The 17,408-nt window shown below is 68.8% G+C and carries 16 protein-coding genes; 12 read left to right on the top strand and 4 right to left on the bottom strand.

The annotated features are described in order from the left end of the window. Positions 1-54: 54 nt before the first annotated feature. The 4 genes from hemW to rph are packed head-to-tail and all read right to left on the bottom strand — an operon-like array spanning position 55 to position 2,998. A complete protein-coding gene (gene hemW, locus HGB51_RS07140; protein ID WP_246233411.1) occupies positions 55-1,263 on the bottom strand; it encodes a radical SAM family heme chaperone HemW in 1,209 nt (402 codons plus the stop codon). 36 nt (positions 1,264-1,299) lie between these two features. Continuing rightward, positions 1,300-1,887 (bottom strand): RdgB/HAM1 family non-canonical purine NTP pyrophosphatase, encoded by a 588-nt coding sequence (gene rdgB / locus HGB51_RS07135; protein ID WP_070207376.1) that lies wholly within the window; start codon positions 1,885-1,887, stop codon positions 1,300-1,302. Then, positions 1,884-2,273, bottom strand: a complete 390-nt coding sequence (locus tag HGB51_RS07130; protein WP_070207377.1) for a VOC family protein — start codon at positions 2,271-2,273, stop codon at positions 1,884-1,886. The genes rdgB and HGB51_RS07130 overlap by 4 nt, the downstream gene beginning before the upstream one ends. Continuing rightward, complete coding sequence (gene rph, locus HGB51_RS07125; RefSeq protein ID WP_070207378.1) at positions 2,270-2,998, bottom strand: ribonuclease PH; 729 nt, start codon at positions 2,996-2,998, stop codon at positions 2,270-2,272. The genes HGB51_RS07130 and rph overlap by 4 nt, the downstream gene beginning before the upstream one ends. Before the next feature lie 120 nt (positions 2,999-3,118). On the opposite strand from rph, the gene HGB51_RS07120 reads away from it, so the two are divergent. The 12 genes from HGB51_RS07120 (at position 3,119) to HGB51_RS20460 (ending at position 17,398) form a co-directional block, all read left to right on the top strand. Further along, positions 3,119-3,979: a YicC/YloC family endoribonuclease gene (locus HGB51_RS07120; RefSeq protein ID WP_070207379.1), complete on the top strand. Its 861-nt coding sequence runs from the start codon at positions 3,119-3,121 to the stop codon at positions 3,977-3,979. After that, positions 3,976-4,638: a guanylate kinase gene (gene gmk, locus HGB51_RS07115; protein ID WP_070207380.1), complete on the top strand. Its 663-nt coding sequence runs from the start codon at positions 3,976-3,978 to the stop codon at positions 4,636-4,638. Before HGB51_RS07120 ends, gmk begins: the two co-directional genes overlap by 4 nt. Positions 4,639-4,754: 116 nt before the next feature. Next, the gene (rpoZ, locus tag HGB51_RS07110; protein ID WP_068853884.1) at positions 4,755-5,054 is read left to right on the top strand and encodes a DNA-directed RNA polymerase subunit omega; all 300 of its coding nucleotides are present in this window, start codon (positions 4,755-4,757) and stop codon (positions 5,052-5,054) included. A gap of 110 nt (positions 5,055-5,164) precedes the next feature. After that, positions 5,165-7,324 (top strand): RelA/SpoT family protein, encoded by a 2,160-nt coding sequence (locus HGB51_RS07105; protein WP_070207381.1) that lies wholly within the window; start codon positions 5,165-5,167, stop codon positions 7,322-7,324. Between the two features lie 43 nt (positions 7,325-7,367). After that, entirely contained in the window at positions 7,368-7,754 is a 387-nt protein-coding gene (locus tag HGB51_RS07100; protein WP_070207382.1) for a RidA family protein, read from the top strand. Between the two features lie 8 nt (positions 7,755-7,762). Next, on the top strand, positions 7,763-9,874 hold the full coding sequence (gene recG / locus HGB51_RS07095) for an ATP-dependent DNA helicase RecG (RefSeq protein WP_070207383.1): 2,112 nt from the start codon (positions 7,763-7,765) through the stop codon (positions 9,872-9,874). Between the two features lie 63 nt (positions 9,875-9,937). Further along, positions 9,938-10,876 carry a nucleoside hydrolase gene (locus tag HGB51_RS07090; RefSeq protein ID WP_070207384.1) on the top strand — a complete coding sequence of 313 codons (939 nt, stop codon included), beginning with the start codon at positions 9,938-9,940 and terminating at the stop codon, positions 10,874-10,876. 110 nt (positions 10,877-10,986) lie between these two features. Continuing rightward, the gene (locus tag HGB51_RS07085) at positions 10,987-11,247 is read left to right on the top strand and encodes a type B 50S ribosomal protein L31 (protein ID WP_070207385.1); all 261 of its coding nucleotides are present in this window, start codon (positions 10,987-10,989) and stop codon (positions 11,245-11,247) included. Between the two features lie 320 nt (positions 11,248-11,567). Further along, positions 11,568-12,845 (top strand): citrate synthase, encoded by a 1,278-nt coding sequence (locus tag HGB51_RS07080; RefSeq protein ID WP_070207386.1) that lies wholly within the window; start codon positions 11,568-11,570, stop codon positions 12,843-12,845. A 255-nt stretch (positions 12,846-13,100) separates the two neighbouring features. Next, entirely contained in the window at positions 13,101-13,613 is a 513-nt protein-coding gene (locus HGB51_RS07075; RefSeq protein ID WP_070207387.1) for a CS1 type fimbrial major subunit, read from the top strand. A gap of 48 nt (positions 13,614-13,661) precedes the next feature. Further along, positions 13,662-16,265, top strand: a complete 2,604-nt coding sequence (locus HGB51_RS07070; RefSeq protein WP_070207388.1) for a CS1-pili formation C-terminal domain-containing protein — start codon at positions 13,662-13,664, stop codon at positions 16,263-16,265. Then, a complete protein-coding gene (locus HGB51_RS20460; RefSeq protein WP_070207389.1) occupies positions 16,262-17,398 on the top strand; it encodes a CfaE/CblD family pilus tip adhesin in 1,137 nt (378 codons plus the stop codon). Before HGB51_RS07070 ends, HGB51_RS20460 begins: the two co-directional genes overlap by 4 nt. Positions 17,399-17,408 lie beyond the last annotated feature (10 nt).

Genomic DNA, 17,408 nt, shown 5'->3' with positions numbered 1-17,408 from the left:
CCTGAGAGCACAGAATCTACCGTGTTCCCGGGGTCCCCGCCAGAAGGGAACTTCCTACAGGAACAGTTCCACCACATCGTTGGTGAAGCGCCGGCCCAGCTCGGTCGGCTGCACCCGGTCGCCGTCCACCGTCAACCAGCCCCGGTCCACCGCCACCTGCACCGGCGCGGCGATCCGCGCCCGCTCCAACCCGGTGCGCGACTCGAAATCCCGCAGCGAAAAGCCTTCGTGCAGGCGCAGCAGGTTGAGCATGTACTCGAACGGCAGGCGTCCGGCATCGATCACCTCGTCGCCACCCAGCGAGGCGGCCGTACCGGCGGTGTCCATGAAGGTCTGCGGGTGTTTGTGCTTCCAGCGCCGCAGCACGTTCTGCCCGGCACCGCTGCTGATCTTGCCGTGGGCGCCGGCGCCGATCCCCAGGTAGTCGCCGAAGCGCCAGTAGTTCAGGTTGTGCTGGCTCTGCCGGCCGGGGCGCGCATAGGCGCTGACCTCGTACTGAGCGTAACCGGCTTCGGCCAGCAGCCGCTGGCAGTGCTCCTGCATGTCCCAGGCCGCGTCGTCGTCGGGAATGCCCTGCGGCGGCCGCGCGAAGAACACCGTGTTCGGCTCCAGGGTCAGCTGGTAGTGCGAGAGGTGGGTGGGCTGCAGGGCGAACGCGCGTTCCAGGTCGTGCTCGGCCTGGGCCAGGGTCTGCTCCGGCAGCGCGTACATCAGGTCGATGTTGAAGTTGTCGTAGCCCGCGTCCTGGGCCAGCTTCACCGCGCGCTCGGCTTCGCCGCTGTCGTGGATCCGCCCCAGCCGCTGCAGCGCGGCGTCGTTGAAGGTCTGGATGCCGAAGCTGATCCGGTTCACCCCGGCCGCGCGGTAGCGGTCGAAGCGGCCATGCTCGGCCGTGCCCGGGTTGGTTTCCAGGGTCACTTCCAGGTTCGGCGCGAAGCGCAGGCGTGCCGACGCCGCCTGCAGGAAGCGGTCGATCGCCTCGGGCGGGAACAGGCTGGGCGTGCCGCCGCCGAAGAACACGCTGTTCACCACCCGGCCCCAGACCAGCGGCAGGTCCTGGTCGAGGTCGCGGACCAGCGCATCGATGTAGGCATCGAACGGCAGCGCGCCCTTGCCCTGGTGCGAATTGAAATCGCAGTACGGGCACTTGCGCACGCACCAGGGCAGGTGCACGTAGAGCGACAGCGGCGGCGGCACCAGCGACACGCCATGGTCGTGGTCGCAGTGCTCGCCGGGCAGGTGGTGGCAGTGTTCTTCAGACATATCGATAACCCCGGCCGTTGGCCGGAAACATTAGATTCAGGCGGCCAGCTTCGACTTCAACAGCTGCAGCGCCTTGGCCCGGTGGCTCATCGCGTTCTTCACGTCCGGCGCCATTTCCGCAGCGGTCTGGCCCAGCACCGTGTCCAGGAACAGCGGGTTGTAGCCGAAGCCGTGGCTGCCGCGCAGCTCGTCGAGGATCTCGCCTTCCCAGCTGCCCTCGCAGATCAGCGGCTGCGGGTCGTTGGCGTGGCGCAGCAGCACGATCACCGCGTAGAAGCGCGCGGTGCGGCTGCCGGCGGGAACATCGCGCATTGCCTCGAGCAGCTTGGCGTTGTTGGCCGCGTCATCGGTCGGGCTGCCCGCGTAGCGCGCGCTGTACAGGCCGGGCGCGCCGTCCAGCGCGTCCACGATCAGGCCCGAGTCGTCGGCCAGCGCTGGCAGGCCGGTGCTGGCACAGGCGTGGCGTGCCTTGATCAGTGCGTTTTCGACGAAGGTCAGGCCGGTTTCCGGCACGTCGCCCACGCCCAGCTCGGCCTGCGCCACGATCTCCAGCGGCAGGCCGGACAGCATGGCCTGCAGCTCCTTCAGTTTGCCGGCGTTGCCGCTGGCCAGTACCAGTTTCATTGCCTGGGCTCCAGCAGGTCCCACGTGTTGCCGTACAGGTCGCGGAACACGGCGACCGTGGCGTACGACTCTTCGCGCGGGGCTTCAAGGAATTCCACGCCACGCGCGGTCATCGCGGCATGGTCGCGGTGGAAGTCGTCGGTGTTGAGGAAGAAGCCGACCCGGCCGCCGGTCTGGTTGCCGACGCGGCCGCGCTGCTCGTCGTTGGACGCGCGCGCCAGCAGCAGCGCCGCAGCGCTGCCGTCGGTCGGGCCGACCACCACCCAGCGCTTGCTGCCCTGGTCGATGTCCTCGATCAGGTGGAAGCCGAGTTTGCCCGTGTACCAGGCGATCGCCTCGTCGTAATCGGCCACCACGAGGGTGACCAGGGCCAGCCGCCGGGTCACGGCTGCGCCAGCGCGGCCTGCTGGGCCGCGAACAGGTCGTTGATGCCCTTTTCGGCCAGCGCCAGCAGCGCGTCCAGCTCGTCGCGACGGAACGCGTGGCCTTCAGCGGTGCCCTGCAGCTCGATGAAGCCGCCGCCGTCGTTCATCACCACGTTCATGTCGGTGTCGCAGTCGCTGTCTTCGGCGTAGTCCAGGTCCAGCACCGGCGTGCCACGGTAGATGCCGACCGACACCGCGGCCACCGCGCCGAAGATCGGGTTGCGCTTGATGTCGCCGCGCTTGAGCAGGAAGTTCACCGCATCCACCAGCGCCACGTAGGCGCCGGTGATGGCGGCGGTGCGGGTGCCGCCATCGGCCTGCAGCACGTCGCAGTCCAGGGTGATGGTGCGTTCGCCCAGCGCGCCACGGTCGATGCAGGCGCGCAGGGTGCGGCCGATCAGGCGCTGGATCTCCAGGGTGCGGCCGCCCTGCTTGCCACGCGCCGCTTCGCGGTCGTTGCGGGTGTGGGTGGAGCGGGGCAGCATGCCGTACTCGGCGGTGACCCAGCCTTCGCCCTTGCCGCGCAGGAAGCCGGGCACGCGGTTTTCCACGCTGGCGGTGCACAGCACGCGGGTTTCACCGAAGCTGACCAGCACCGAGCCTTCGGCGTGGCGGGTGAAGGCGCGTTCGATGCGCACTTCGCGCAGCTGGTCGGCCTGGCGGCCGCTGGGACGGGGATCGGACATGGATGGCTTCCGGTAAGACGGGGGATGCAGTTCCGCGCCCGGCCGGGGACCGGCAGGCGAGGAGGCTCGAAGAAGGCCGCTAGGGTACCATTCCCCCTTTGAGAGCATCGGAAACCCCGAATGATTCGAAGCATGACCGCCTACGCCGGCGGCGAGCGGGCGACCCCCTGGGGCACGCTGGGGTGCGAGCTGCGCTCGGTCAACCACCGCTTCCTCGAGGTCGGCACGCGCCTGCCCGAGGAGCTGCGCGCGCTCGAGCCGCAGCTGCGCGAGCGCATTGCCGCGCGGCTGAGCCGGGGCAAGCTGGACCTGGTGATGCGCCTGCGCGCCCCGGAAAGCGGCGGCAGCCTGCAGGTCAACGAGGCCCTGCTCGGGCAGCTGGGCGCGCTGGCGCACCGACTGACCTCCGACTTCCCGAACCTGCAGGTCAGCTTCACCGACCTGCTGCAGCTGCCGGGCGTGACCCAGGGCGAGGCCACCGACGCCGCCGCCCTGCAGGCCGAGGCGCTGGCCCTGCTGGAGCAGGTGCTGGACGGCTTCGTGGCCGCGCGCGAACGCGAAGGCGACAAGCTGGCCACCGCGATCAGCGAACGGGTTGACGCGATCGAGCGCATCGCCGCCGAAGTCACCACCCTGATCCCGCTGATCCGTGAGGGCCAGCGCACCAAGCTGGCCGCGCGCCTGGCCGACCTGCCGCACCCGGTCGACCCCGGCCGCGCCGAGCAGGAGCTGGTGCTGTGGCTGCAGAAGCTGGACGTGGACGAAGAGCTGGACCGCCTGCGCAGCCACATCGTGGAGATCCGCCGCGTGCTGAAGCAGCGTGAGCCGGTCGGCCGCCGCCTGGACTTCCTGCTGCAGGAGTTCAACCGCGAAGCCAACACGCTGGGCTCCAAGTCGGTGGACAGCCGCACCTCCAACGCCGCCGTCGAGCTGAAGGTGCTGATCGACCAGATCCGCGAACAGGTGCAGAACATCGAATGAGCAGCCAGCCCACCTCCAGCGCCGCGCCGGCGCGTGGCACCCTGTACATCGTGGCCGCGCCCTCCGGGGCCGGCAAGAGCAGCATCGTCAACGCCACCCTGGCGCGCGACCCGCAGATCGCCCTGTCGATCTCCTTCACCTCGCGCGCGACCCGCCCGCGCGAGGTGAATGGTGAGCACTACCACTTCGTCAGTGCCGAGGAGTTCGAACGGATGATCGCCGCCGGCGACTTCTTCGAGCACGCCTGGGTCCATGGCGACTGGAAGGGCACCGCCCGGCAGTCGGTGGAACCACAGCTGGCCGCCGGCCAGGACGTACTGCTGGAGATCGACTGGCAGGGCGCCCAGCAGGTCCGCCAGACGGTCCCGGGTACGGTCACGGTGTTCATCCTGCCGCCGTCCAAGCAGGCCCTGCAGGACCGCATGCGCAAGCGCGGGCAGGACAGCGAGGCGGTGATCGCCCAGCGCCTGGCCGCCGCCCGCGAGGAAATGCTGCACTTCAATGACTTCGACTACGTCATCGTCAACGAGGTGTTCGAGACCGCCGTGGACGAGCTGTGCGCCATCTTCACGGCCAGCCGCCTGCGCCGCGAGTCGCAGAAAGTCCGCCACGCCGGCCTGATCCAGGCCCTGCTGACCCAGGACGGCAACGCCAACTGACTGATTCACAAGGGGCGGGTAGCCGGTCGGCTTGATTTTGTCCAGCCCCGGCCGCTACAATCCGTCCCCTTTCCCTCATTCGATTGCGCAGCCCTTGCCGGCTGCCGGGAGCCCGCATGGCCCGCATCACCGTAGAAGATTGCCTGGAAGTCGTCGATAACCGTTTCGAGCTGGTGATGATGGCGTCCAAGCGCGCCCGTCAGCTGGCCAATGGCGTACAGGCCACCCTGGACAACAGCGAAACCGAAGACAAGCCGACCGTGCTGGCGCTGCGCGAAATTGCCGCCCGCAAGATCGACAACGCGCTGATCGACGAAGTCGAGAAGGCCGAACGCGAGCGCGCCGAGCGTGAAGCACTGGAATGGGCCGCTGCCGAAGTCGTTGCCGACGAAGACATGTCCAAGAACGACGACTGATCGCCCGCGCGATCGTTGTTGTCCTCGAACAGCCCGCCTTGTGCGGGCTGTTTGCATTTCAACGACGCAATAGTTTGCCGATATCCCGCGCCTGGAATAGTCTTCCAGCCATGAACCCAGGCCCCTCTGCCAAGGTCGCCACGTCCCCCGGCGCGGCCGTACCCGACTATGTCCTCCAGCTTGAACGCGCAGCGCACTACCTGCCGCCCGAGCAGCTGCCGCTGCTGCGCCGTGCCTGGGAAGTCGGCGCGTCGGCGCATGCCGGGCAGACCCGCAAGTCCGGCGAGCCCTACATCACCCATCCGGTGGCCGTGGCCCAGGTGCTGGCCGAGCTCGGCCTGGACGTGGAAGCGCTGATCGCCGCGATCCTGCACGACACCATCGAAGACACCCCGCTGACCCGCGAAGAGCTGGCCGCCGAATTCGGCGAAGCGGTGGCCGAGCTGGTCGACGGGGTCACCAAGCTGGACAAGCTGAAGTTCCGCGACCGCCAGGAAGCGGCCGCCGAGAGCTTCCGCAAGATGCTGCTGGCGATGTCGCGCGACCTGCGCGTGATCATGATCAAGCTCGCCGACCGCCTGCACAACATGCGCACGCTCGGCGCGCAGAGCACCGAGGCGCGCGGCCGCATCGCCCGCGAAACGCTGGAGATCTACGCCCCGATCGCTCAGCGGCTGGGCATGAGCCTGGTCAAGAGCGAGCTGCAGAACCTTGGCTTCAAGGCGCTGTATCCGTGGCGCCATGCGATCCTGGAAAAACACATCCGCAGCCAGCCGGTGGTGCGTCGCGAAGCGATGGCGCAGGTGGAAGTCCAGCTCTCGCAGCGGCTGGCCAAGGAGGGGCTGGAGCACCGCCTGGTCAGCCGGATCAAGACCCCGTGGAGCATCTACAACAAGATGCGCGACGAGAACAAATCCTTCGACCAGGTCATGGACGTGTTCGGCTTCCGCCTGGTCGTGCGCAGCGTCCCAAATGCGTACCACGCGCTCGGCGCGGTGCATGCCACGTTCAAGCCGCTGGACGGGCGCTTCCGCGACTTCATCGCCATTCCCAAGGCCAACGGCTACCAGTCCCTGCACACGGTGCTGTTCGGGCCGTACGGCTCGCCGATCGAAGTGCAGATCCGCACCGAGGAAATGGACCTGATTGCCGAACGCGGCGTGGCCGCGCACTGGACCTACAAGTTCGGCGGCGACAGCCCCAACAGCGCGCAAAGCCGTGCCCACGCCTGGATCGTGGAACTGATCGACTCGCAGCGCGCGGCCGGTTCGTCGCTGGAGTTCCTCGACAACGTCAAGGTCGACCTGTTCCCCGACGAGGTTTACCTGTTCACGCCGAAGGGCAAGATCCTGGCCCTGCCGCGGAATTCCACCGCGCTGGACTTCGCCTATGCGGTGCACACCGACGTCGGCAACATGGCGGTGGCCTCGCGCGTCGACAAGAAACTGGTGCCGCTGCGCACCAAGCTGGTCAGCGGGCAGACCGTGGAAGTGATCACCGCGCGCTCGGCCACGCCGAAGCCGCAGTGGCTGGAATTCGTGGTCAGCTCCAAGGCGCGTACCGCGATACGCCACCAGCTCAAGCAGCTCGAGCACGAAGACGCCGTGCAGCTGGGCCATCGCATGCTGGACCGTGCGCTGGAAGCGATGGACAGCTCGCTGGAGCGGTTGCCCAAGGGACGCCTGGACGCGTTCCTGGCCGAACACCGCTACCCGCGCCTGGAAGCGCTGCTGGCCGAAGTGGCACTGGGCAACTGGATGCCCAACCAGGCTGCGCAGGCGCTGATGGCCTATGCCGAACTGCGCGGTGGCGCGCATTCGAAGCACTCGCAGGAAAAGATCCTGATCAACGGCAGCGAGCGCGGCGTGGTCAGCTTCGCCAACTGCTGCCAGCCGATCCCCGGCGACGACATCATGGGCTACCACACCGCCGGCAAGGGCATCGTGGTGCACCGCCTGGACTGCCCGAACCTGGCCGAACTGCGCAAGTCGCCCGAACGCTGGGTGCCGATCGGCTGGGACACCACCGTCTCCGGCGACTACGACACCGCGCTGGTGGTGGAAGTGGAGAACGGCACCGGCGTGCTGGCGCAGCTCGCCGCGGCGATCGCACAGAGCCATTCCAACATCGAACGGGTGGATTACCTGGACCGCGACTTCAACGCCGCGGTGCTGGCCTTCAACATCCAGGTCCGCGACCGCAACCACCTGGCCGAGGTCATGCGCAGGCTGCGCCGGCTCTCGGTGGTGCAGTCGGTGCGGCGACAATAACGCCGGTACAATGGGGACTCTGTTTTTCGACCCTGGATTCCCCATGTCCCGTCAGATCATCAACACCGAAAAGGCCCCCGCCGCGATCGGCCCGTACTCGCAGGCCGTGCGCGCCGGCAACACCGTGTACTTCTCCGGCCAGATCCCGCTCGACCCCGCCACCGGCGACATCGTCGGTGCCGGTGACGTCGAAGCGCAGGCCCGCCGCGCGTTCGACAACCTCAAGGCCGTTGCCGAAGCCGCCGGCGGCTCGCTCGACCAGGTGGTCCGCCTGGGCCTGTACCTGACCGACCTGGCCGAATTCGCCAAGGTCAACGCGGTCATGCAGGACTACTTCCAGGCGCCGTTCCCGGCCCGCTCCACCATCGAAGTGTCCGGCCTGCCCAAGGGTGCGAACTTCGAGGTCGACGCGGTCATGGTCATCGCCTGACACGCCACGTGGCACGCAGGTCGGCGGTCACCCCGGCGCTGGCGCCGTCCGGCGACACCGCGTTGGCGGTGCTCGCCGGCGTGGGCCCGGCCGTGGCCGCCAAACTGGCGGCACGCGGCCTGGCCTCGCTGCAGGACCTGTGGCTGCACCTGCCGCTGCGGTATGAAGACCGCACCGCGCTGACCCGCATCCAGGACCTGCGCAACGGCGTGCCTGCGCAGGTCGAAGCGCGCGTGGTCGCGGTCGACCGCGGCATGCGCTTCCGGCCCACGCTCAAGGTTGCGGTGGAAGACGAAGGGCAGGGCACCCTGGTGCTGCGCTTCTTCCACTTCCGCCAGCAGCAGGTCGCGCAGTTCGCGGTCGGCACCCGGCTGCGCTGCTTCGGTACGCCCAAGCCGGGCCAGCTGGGGCTGGAGATCGTCCACCCCAGTTACCAGATCCTCGGCCGCAACGACGACCCGGCGCTGGGCGACAGCCTGGACCCGGTATATCCCACCGTGGAGGGCATGGGCCCGGCCACCCTGCGCCGGCTGATCGGCCAGGCCCTGGACCGGTTGCCCGAAGAGTCCACGCTGGAACTGCTGCCGCCCAGCTGGCTCGACGGCCTGGCGCTGCCCTCGCTGCGCAGCGCACTGCTCACCGTGCACCGGCCACCGCCGGACGCCAACCTGGCCGCACTCGCGGCCGGCACCCATCCCGCACAGCGTCGGCTGGCGCTGGAAGAACTGCTGGCCCACCACCTCAGCCTGCGCCGCCAGCGCATCGCACTGCAGGCGCATCACGCGCCGCCGCTGGCCGGGCCCGGGCGGCTGTGCAAGGCCCTGCTCAAACAATTGCCGTTTGCGCTCACCGGCGCGCAGAAGCGCGTGTTCGGCGAAATCCGCGACGACCTCGCCAAGCCGCGCCCGATGCTGCGGCTGGTGCAGGGCGATGTCGGCTCCGGCAAGACCGTGGTCGCCGCGCTGGCGGCGATGCTGGCGGTGGAGCAGGGCAAGCAGGTGGCGCTGGCCGCGCCGACCGAACTGCTCGCCGAACAGCACCTCACCAACCTGCGCGGCTGGCTCGAACCGCTCGGCGTGCAGGTCGCCTGGCTGGCCGGCAAGGTCACAGGCAAGGCGCGCAGCAAGGTGCTGGAGCAGGTCGCCAACGGCCAGGCCCAGGTGGTGGTCGGCACCCACGCGCTGATGCAGGACGCGGTGGTGTTCCATGACCTGGCGCTGGCCATCGTCGACGAGCAGCACCGCTTCGGCGTGCACCAGCGCCTGGCGCTGCGCGACAAGGGCGCGGGCGGGCGCAGCGTGCCGCACCAGCTGGTGATGACCGCCACCCCGATTCCACGCACGCTGGCGATGTCCGAATACGCCGACCTGGACGTGTCGGCGATCGACGAACTGCCGCCCGGTCGCACCCCGGTGCAGACCGTGGCGCTCAACAACGACCGCCGCCCCGAACTGATCGAGCGCATCGCGCTGGCCTGCCGCGAAGGCCGGCAGGTGTACTGGGTGTGCACCCTGATCGAAGAGAACGACGAGCTCGATGCCACCCCGGCCCAGGCGACCTACGAATCGCTGCAGGCGCTGTTGCCCGGCGTACGGGTGGGGCTGGTACACGGGAGGCTGAAAGCCAGCGAGAAGCTGGCCACCATGGTCGCGTTCAAGGCCGGTGAGATCGACCTGCTGGTGGCCACCACGGTCATTGAAGTGGGCGTGGACGTGCCCAATGCCTCGCTGATGGTGATCGAGAATGCGGAGCGGCTCGGCCTGGCCCAGCTGCACCAGCTGCGCGGCCGGGTCGGTCGCGGCTCGGCGGTATCGCGCTGCGTGCTGCTGTACCAGGCACGCCTGTCGGCGATGGCGCGCGAACGGCTGGAAACCATGCGCCAGACCAACGACGGCTTCGTCATTGCCGAAAAGGACCTGGAGCTGCGCGGTCCTGGCGAACTGCTCGGCACCCGCCAGACCGGCCTGGCCGGCTTCCGCATGGCCGACCTGGCCCGCGACGCCGACCTGCTGCCGGAAGTGCACGCGCTGGCCGAGCGGTTGCTGGGCGAGAAGCCCGCGGTGGCGGACCGGGTCGTGGATCGCTGGATCGGCAGCGCGGTGAAATACGCCGGCGCCTGACCCGCCTTGTATTTGTCATGCAGGGGTGCGACATTCCCTTGCCGCTAATTCAAGACGGCACGCATGTCCAAGAAGATTCCGCTGTTGATCGACACCGATCCGGGTGTCGATGACGCCCTGGCCCTGTTGATGGCCTTTGCCGACGAACGCCACGACGTGGTCGGCCTCACCATTGCCGCCGGCAATGTCGGCCTGGACCACACGGTCCGCAATGCGTTGAAGCTGTGCGAAGTCGCCGGCCGCGAAGACGTGCCGGTGTTCGCCGGTACCCCCGAACCGCTGGTGCACCCGTCCGTCGACGCCGCCCACGTGCATGGCGCCGACGGTTTCGGCGACGTCAACCTGCCTGCCGCCCAGCGCCAGGCCGAAGCCGAACATGCCGCGCTGGCGATCCTGCGCCTGTCCCACCAGTACGCCGGCGAGCTGTTCCTGGTCGCACTGGGCCCGCTGACCAACCTGGCCCTGGCGCTGAAGCTGGACCCGACCCTGCCGCAGCGCGTGAAGCGCTTCCTGGTGATGGGCGGGGCAGTGACCTGCCACGGCAACATCACCCCGGCCGCCGAATTCAACATCGCCTTCGACCCGGAAGCGGCGCACGTGGTGTTCACCGGCTTCCCGCACATCGAAGTGGCCGACTGGGAAGCCACCGTGGCCCACGGCCTGCTGCACAAGGATGTCGAAGGCTGGCTGGCCGCCGACAGCGACAAGGCCCGCTTCTACGAGCTGATCTCGCGCCAGACCCGGCTCTGGTCCGAAGACAGCCGTGGCGACCGCTGGTTCGCCGCCGACGCGCTGGCCATGGCCTGGGCGCTGCAGCCCGAAGGCGCGCTGCGGGTCGAGTCCCGTCCGCTGAATGTCGAACTGGCCCCGGGCCATGCCCGCGGTGCTACCATTGTCGACTGGAACCGCCAGACCGGGCAGCCGGACAACACCCAGCTGCTGATGGCCTACGACCAGGGGCGCTTTGAAGCCCAGGTCCGTAGCGCGCTCGGGGTCCAGTAAGGCCGCCACGGCGGGCCTGTTCATGTAGCGCGGGTCCCGGCTTGCCCTTGTGGGTCGCCGGGACTATAATGTCGCGCTTACGTTTTTCTTATTCAAATTACGGTGTGTCCATGAAGGCCGATATCCATCCGAACTACCGTGACGTCGTCTTCCAGGACGTCACCTCTGACTTCAAGATCCTGTCGCGTTCGACCATTGCGACCAAGGAAACCACGACCTGGACCGACGGCAAGGATTACCCGCTGGTCAAGATCGAAATCTCCTCGGCCTCGCACCCGTTCTACACGGGCCAGCACAAGGTGATCGACACCAGCGGCCGTATCGACAAGTTCAAGCGTCGTTTCGGCAAGCCGGCGGCTGCTGCTGAGTAAGCGGTCGAACCTGCTGCACGAAAACAACGGTCGCCCAGGCGGCCGTTGTTTTTTTTTGCCTGCCTGAACCCTGCTGCCGGATGAACGGTGGTTCATAAATTGCGCCGGTCGCGGGAACGCAGTGTCCATTCCGGCCCGGTTTTGGCCCGCCAGCGCTTGCGCGCACAGGGCGCGGCGGCTGTTCTTCTACGACTTCCGTCCTAGGGCGTGTCAAATGTTGCTGTGCGATAATGACGTGATCCACAGCACAGGTTGTGGACTTCATTCACGTGCCCGCCCCACGCGCTTGGGCGGGCGCCTTCCCCTGAGGAGCGCACACAGTGTCCGATCTTGATCAGGTCACGCTCAACGCCGGCGAAAAGTCGGTTGTTCTGCCTGTCATCAAACCCACGCTCGGCAACGATTGCGTCGATATTTCGAAGCTGACCAAGGAAACCGGTCTCTTCACCTACGACTCCGGCTTCACCGCCACCGCCAGCTGCAAGTCCGCCATCACCTATATCGACGGTGACAAGGGTGTGCTGCTGTATCGCGGCTACCCGATCGAACAGCTGTCGGAAAAGTCCAGCTACGTCGAAGTGGCTTACCTGCTGATCAACGGCGAGCGTCCGAGCGCCGAGCAGCTGAAGGCCTTCACCGACGAGCTGGCGGCTGAAGCCAACGTCGACGCCTCGATCAACGCGCTGATCGCCAGCTTCGACAAGGACGCCCATCCGATGGCGATCCTGGCCGCGGCCATCGCGCAGCTGTCGGCGAAGTACCACGCCTCGCTGGACCTGTCCGACGCCGAACAGCGTCGCCAGTCCGCCGTGCGCCTGATCGCCAAGGTGCCGACCCTGTCGGCGCTGATCTACCGCCACGGCAAGGGCCTGCCGGCCAACAAGCCGGACACCTCGCTGGATTACGTCAGCCGCTTCCTGAAGCAGACCTTCGAGTCCGCCGACGGCCAGTACGACCTGAACCCGGACGTGGTCAAGGCGCTGGACCTGCTGTTCATCCTGCACGCCGACCACGAGCAGAACGCCTCGACCTCGACCGTGCGCCTGGTCGGTTCGACCGGTGCCAACCCGTATGCCTCGGTCGCCGCCGGCGTCACCGCGCTGTGGGGTCCGGCCCACGGCGGTGCCAACGAAGCCGTGCTGAAGATGCTCGAGGAAATCGGTTCGGCCGACAACGTCGAATCGGCCGTGCTCAAGGCCAAGGACAAGACCTCCGGCTTCCGCCTGATGGGCTTCGGCCACCGCGTGTACAAGAACTTCGACCCGCGCGCCAAGGTCATCGGTGAGATGACCAGCAAGGTGCTCAAGCAGCTGGGCGTGCAGGATCCGCTGCTCGACGTTGCGGTGAAGCTGGAACAGGCCGCGCTGCAGGACGACTACTTCGTCGCCCGCAAGCTGTACCCGAACGTCGACTTCTACAGCGGCATCATCTACAAGGCGCTGCAGATCCCGACCGAAATGTTCACCGTCATGTTCGCACTGGGCCGTACCTCCGGCTGGGTCGCGCATTGGCTGGAACAGCAGGTCGACCCGGAAATGAAGATCGGCCGTCCGCGCCAGGTCTACACCGGCAGCGACGTGCGCGACTACCAGGGCTGATCCAGCGCTGGTTGCGTCAAAAAACACCTCCGAAAGGAGGTGTTTTTTTTTGTCCTTGCAGCAAGCGACAGGCAGCGACGCGATTGACTGGAAACTGCTCGGAACGCTTGAAATACAGCGGTATCGCGCGCGCTGTCGCAGATCGAGCGGCGCTGCGCCGGCTTTAAGAATGCTTGCGTGTGGACACCGCAGCGCACTGCCTACCTTGGTCGACAACCTCATGCGAGGTGCACATCCATCAAGGGAGAGAACGTCATGTACCGCACTCTGAAACAGGCCGCGCTGGGCCTGGCGCTGTTTACCGCCGCACTGTCCGCCCACGCCGCCGAAGCGCACATCACCGTCTGGGCCAACGTCGACCCGACCCTGTCGCTGCTCAAGGCCGATGGCAGCGTGCTGCCCGACGCCGTGCAGATGCCCTACCGCGCGGGGCAGGGGCTGGGCAGCTGGAGCGAACGGGTGCGCGTGTTCTCCAACGACACCAGCCTGGATGTGGACGTGCGGCTGGCCGAACCGGCCGTGCTGATGCCCAAGGTCACCGCCGCCGGTGCCACCGACATCCCGCTGGCGGTCAGCCTCAATGGTCGCGAGCTGGGCGTTGCGCCCATCGCCTTCACTGCCGACCAGCTGTTCCTCGGCGCCATTCCCGGGGCCTCCATCGAAATGCCGCTGACCGTCGCCCAGGCTACGCCGGGTCCGATCGCGGCGGCCGGCCTGTATGACGGCCCGGTCAGCCTGGTACTGGTGCAGAGGGCCAGCAGCCTCTGACCTGCATGCCGGCACCGCGCCCGAGCGCTCGGTGCCGGCGCTTCCGCCATGCGAATTCCTGCTTCCGCCCTGGTCCGGCTGGCGGTGGCGCTCGTGCTTGCCCCGGTGGCGGTGCAGGCGAGCCCAGTGCCGGCCGGTTTCGAAGACCTGGTCAGTGGCCAGCGCGAACGTCTCGAGGTTCGCGCGTTCGGTCGTTCGGCCGGCCTGTGGCCCGCCTGGGTCACGCTCGACCACATCCAGCTCGAAGACCCCGCGCAGGTCCTGGCCGCGCTGGGCCTGTCCCGCTCCGCCCAGCAGACCCTGCTGCCCGCGCTGTCGGCGCCGCTGCCGCGCGACAGCCATCTCGCCTGCGTCCACGCCCAGCCGCAGCCCGGATGCGGCTGGCGCGCCCCGTCCGAGGACCCCCATCGCGTGCATGCCATCTTCGACGAAGGCGACGGCGCCCTGCTGCTGTTTCCCGCGCTGCGCTGGTTGCCACGCGAGCAGCCGGCCGACGACGGCCTGCACCACCTCAGCGAGCACGCCGAAAACGCGCTGCTGCACCAGCAGAGCCTGACTCTCAGCGGCGGCGGCCGCGACCATGCGCTCAACGCGCATGGCAGTGCCGCGCTCGGCGTGCTGCGCAGCGGGCACCTCGGGGGCAGCTGGAACTACGCGCGGCAAGGCGGGCCCGGTCAACCCACGCGCGACCGCTTCCAGCTTGACGACCTGTATTACCGGCATGACCTGGCCCGGCGCCATTACCTGCAGCTGGGGCGCATGGACCGCCGCAACCTGGCCAGCACCCAGGGCGGCCAGTTCGGCCTGGGCCTGCTGCCGCTGGAACGTTTCGACGGCGTGCGCGTGGGCACCACCCAGGCCTATGTCGATGTCGACGCCGATCCCGGCGCCGCACCGCTCACCGTGCTGCTGTCCCGACCGGCACGCGTGGACGCCTTCGATGGCGAGCGCCTCCTGCAGACCTTTTACCTGCCTGCCGGCGTCACCGACCTGGACACCCGCCAGTTCCCGCCCGGCGGCTACGAGGTCACCCTGCGCATCCATGAGGACGGCCGGCTGGTGCGCAGTGAGATCCAGCCGTTCTCGCGCGGCCAGGACTGGGGCGAACCCGGCCTGCAGTGGTTCGTCCAGGGTGGCCGCCAGCGTGCGCACGGGCGCGAACCCGCAAGCGGGCAGCGCGCGCTGCAGGCCGGGCTGCGCCTGCCGCTGGCGCGCCAATCCGGGGCCAGCCTGGGCATCGCCCGGATCGGCGACGGCAGCTACGCCGAGCTGCGCACCGGTACCCGGCACCGCCTGCGCACGCATGACCTGCAGGCCGAGATCGGCGCCATCGCCGGCAGCGATGGCAGCCGCGGCAGCCAGCAGCAGCTGAGCATGCGCAACCGCGCGTCCTGGAACCTGTACCGCCAGCGCATGCGCGGTGCGCGCTGCCATGACCGGCTCGGCTGTGCCGATGCCCTGAGCGCCTCAGTGAGCCTGCCGCTGGCCGGCGGCAGCCTGTATCTCGGCCACACCCGGCGGCGGAGCGCAGCGCCCGTGCGCTCCGCCTTCGGCGCGCGCATCGCCGAGCGCACCCGCAGCGTGCAGGTGAACTACAGCCTGACCCGGCAGTGGCGCGGCATGAGCGTCAGCGCCCGGCTCGGCGCCTGGCACCAGGCCGGCGCGCGCCACGACCAGGGTGCGCAGTTCGGCGTGAGCGTGTCGCGGCTGCAGCACGCCGCCGGCAGCAGTGTGCTGCGCCGGTTCGGCATCGAAGCGCGGCAACCCCGCCAGGGCGAACCGGAACGCGGCGTGGTGCTGGCCCAGTCGTTGCGCCAGGAGCAGGACGGCAGCGCACGCGAAGCGGGCGCCGAACTGGAGGTCGACGACAGCGGTGCTGTCGACGCGCTGCTCGCACTGCGCACGTACACCCCGCTCGGGCATACCGGCGCGGTGCTGTCGCACTACCGGCAGGCGCACGCCACGGCCACCGCCTACAGCCTCAGCCATGGTTCGGCGCTGGCCCTGTCGCGGCGCGGCGTGTTCTGGGGCAGTGCCAACGGCGCCGATGCCGGAGTGGCGGTGAGCGTCGCCGCGGCCGACCTGCCGACCCTGGACGGTGCCGCCGCCGAAGTGCAGGCCGGTGCGCAGGGACGCCAGATCCTGCGCTTCGGGCAACGCCGCCTGCTGCCGTTGAGCGGCTACCAGCGCCATCGGGTGGACGTGCACGATGTCGCCCACGCGGTGCAGGACGCCGGCGTGCGCGTGACCCGTCCGGGCACCGCACACCAGCCGTTCCTGCTACCGGGCCGGGTGATCGCGCTGCCGGTCGGGGTCGAAGCCACCTACACCTACATCGGCAGCGGACGCGATGCCGCTGGCAGTGCGCTGGCCGGCGCGCGCATCCTCAATGCGGCTGCGGCGCCGCTGGGGGACGACGGCGGCTTCATTGCCGAGTTCCCGCAACGCGAAGCCGTGCTGTACCTGCTGCGGCAGCAGCAGCTGCTGCAGTGCCCGCTGCGGGTGCGCGAGCAGCGCAGCGTGGTGCTGCTGGTCGGGCCGCTGGCCTGCGCGCCACTGGAACGCGACGCGTTGCCCGAGCGCATCAGCCAGCAGCCGCGGGTCCAGCAGCTGCTCGATGCGGCCGCGCCGATCGCACTGGGTCGCCCGTGAGCCGCACGGCGTATTGGCTGGCCGTGGTCGGCCTGGCATCGCTGCTGCCGGCAGGGCCGGCCGCTGCGCAGCGGCCGCCGGTGACCTTGCCCACGCCGGGCACCACCGTCACCACGCATCACCACGCCTTCGACCGGGCCGCGCCGCAGTCATTGCAGCTGTGGGCGCCGCGTACCGTGCTCGGTTTCCAGGAAGTGGACCACGGGCACGGACGTATCCATGTGACCTGCACGGACACGCCGGCGCGCGGACGCTGCCCCCGCACCGACAGCGGCGAAGGCCCGACCGGGCGCAGCCCGATCCAGCTGGAGTTCCACGAACAGCGCAGTGGCCAGCGCCGCGACATCGCGGTCATCGGCTGGCTGGAGCGGGTCGAATGGGAGCGCGCCTGCAGCAACGACTACTGGGACAAGTCGGAGTACCCGTTGTGGACCTCGGCCACCCGCGAGTGTCACATCGCACCCGCCGGCACGGCGGCGACGCTGGAGATCGCGGCCCGCGACATCGCGCTGCTGGTGGCCGGGCACTGGCAGGCCGAGCTGCACCTGGACGTGCGCAGCGGCTTGGCCGGTGCGATGCTGGGCCGGCATGTGTTCGTGCTGGCGGTGACCGTCACCGATCCCGAGCGCGCCGCGATCCATTTTCCCGAACATGGCGCCTCGGTCGCGCCGATGGACCTGCAGCTGCAGATGCGCACGCGGCCGCTGCCGGCCAGCGTCGGCGGGGAAGGGGTGCTGGACATGTGCCTGTACGACGGCCTGGGTTCGCTCAGCAGCCAGCTGGTACTGGTCGCGCGTGACGACGGCCCCGAAGCGCCCGGCCGACCGCACGGTCACTTCTCGGTCTGGCATCAGCGTGGCGGGCGCGCCGCGCATGACCGGATCGATTACCGCCTGCACCTGCTGCACGCGGGCCGGCGCATCGACCTGGCGCATGACGTGCACACCGTGCTGGACGGGATCGACAGCGCCGAGCTGCGGCCGGTGCTGCTGCCGGGCATGGAGCAGGCCGTGCACTGCGTGCCCACGCCGCTGACCTTCCTGACCCCGCCGTTTCCCGCTGCGGACAAACGCGATGGCCGTTACCAGGGCGAGCTTAGCCTGGAAATGCGCCTGCCGACCCGTCGCCCCTGATTTCGCCGAG

Origin of the sequence: Stenotrophomonas bentonitica (genome assembly GCF_013185915.1) — a bacterium.
Lineage (GTDB): Bacteria > Pseudomonadota > Gammaproteobacteria > Xanthomonadales > Xanthomonadaceae > Stenotrophomonas > Stenotrophomonas bentonitica.
Note: the sequence above shows the minus strand (reverse complement) of the source record. Positions and strands in the feature narration are given on the sequence as shown.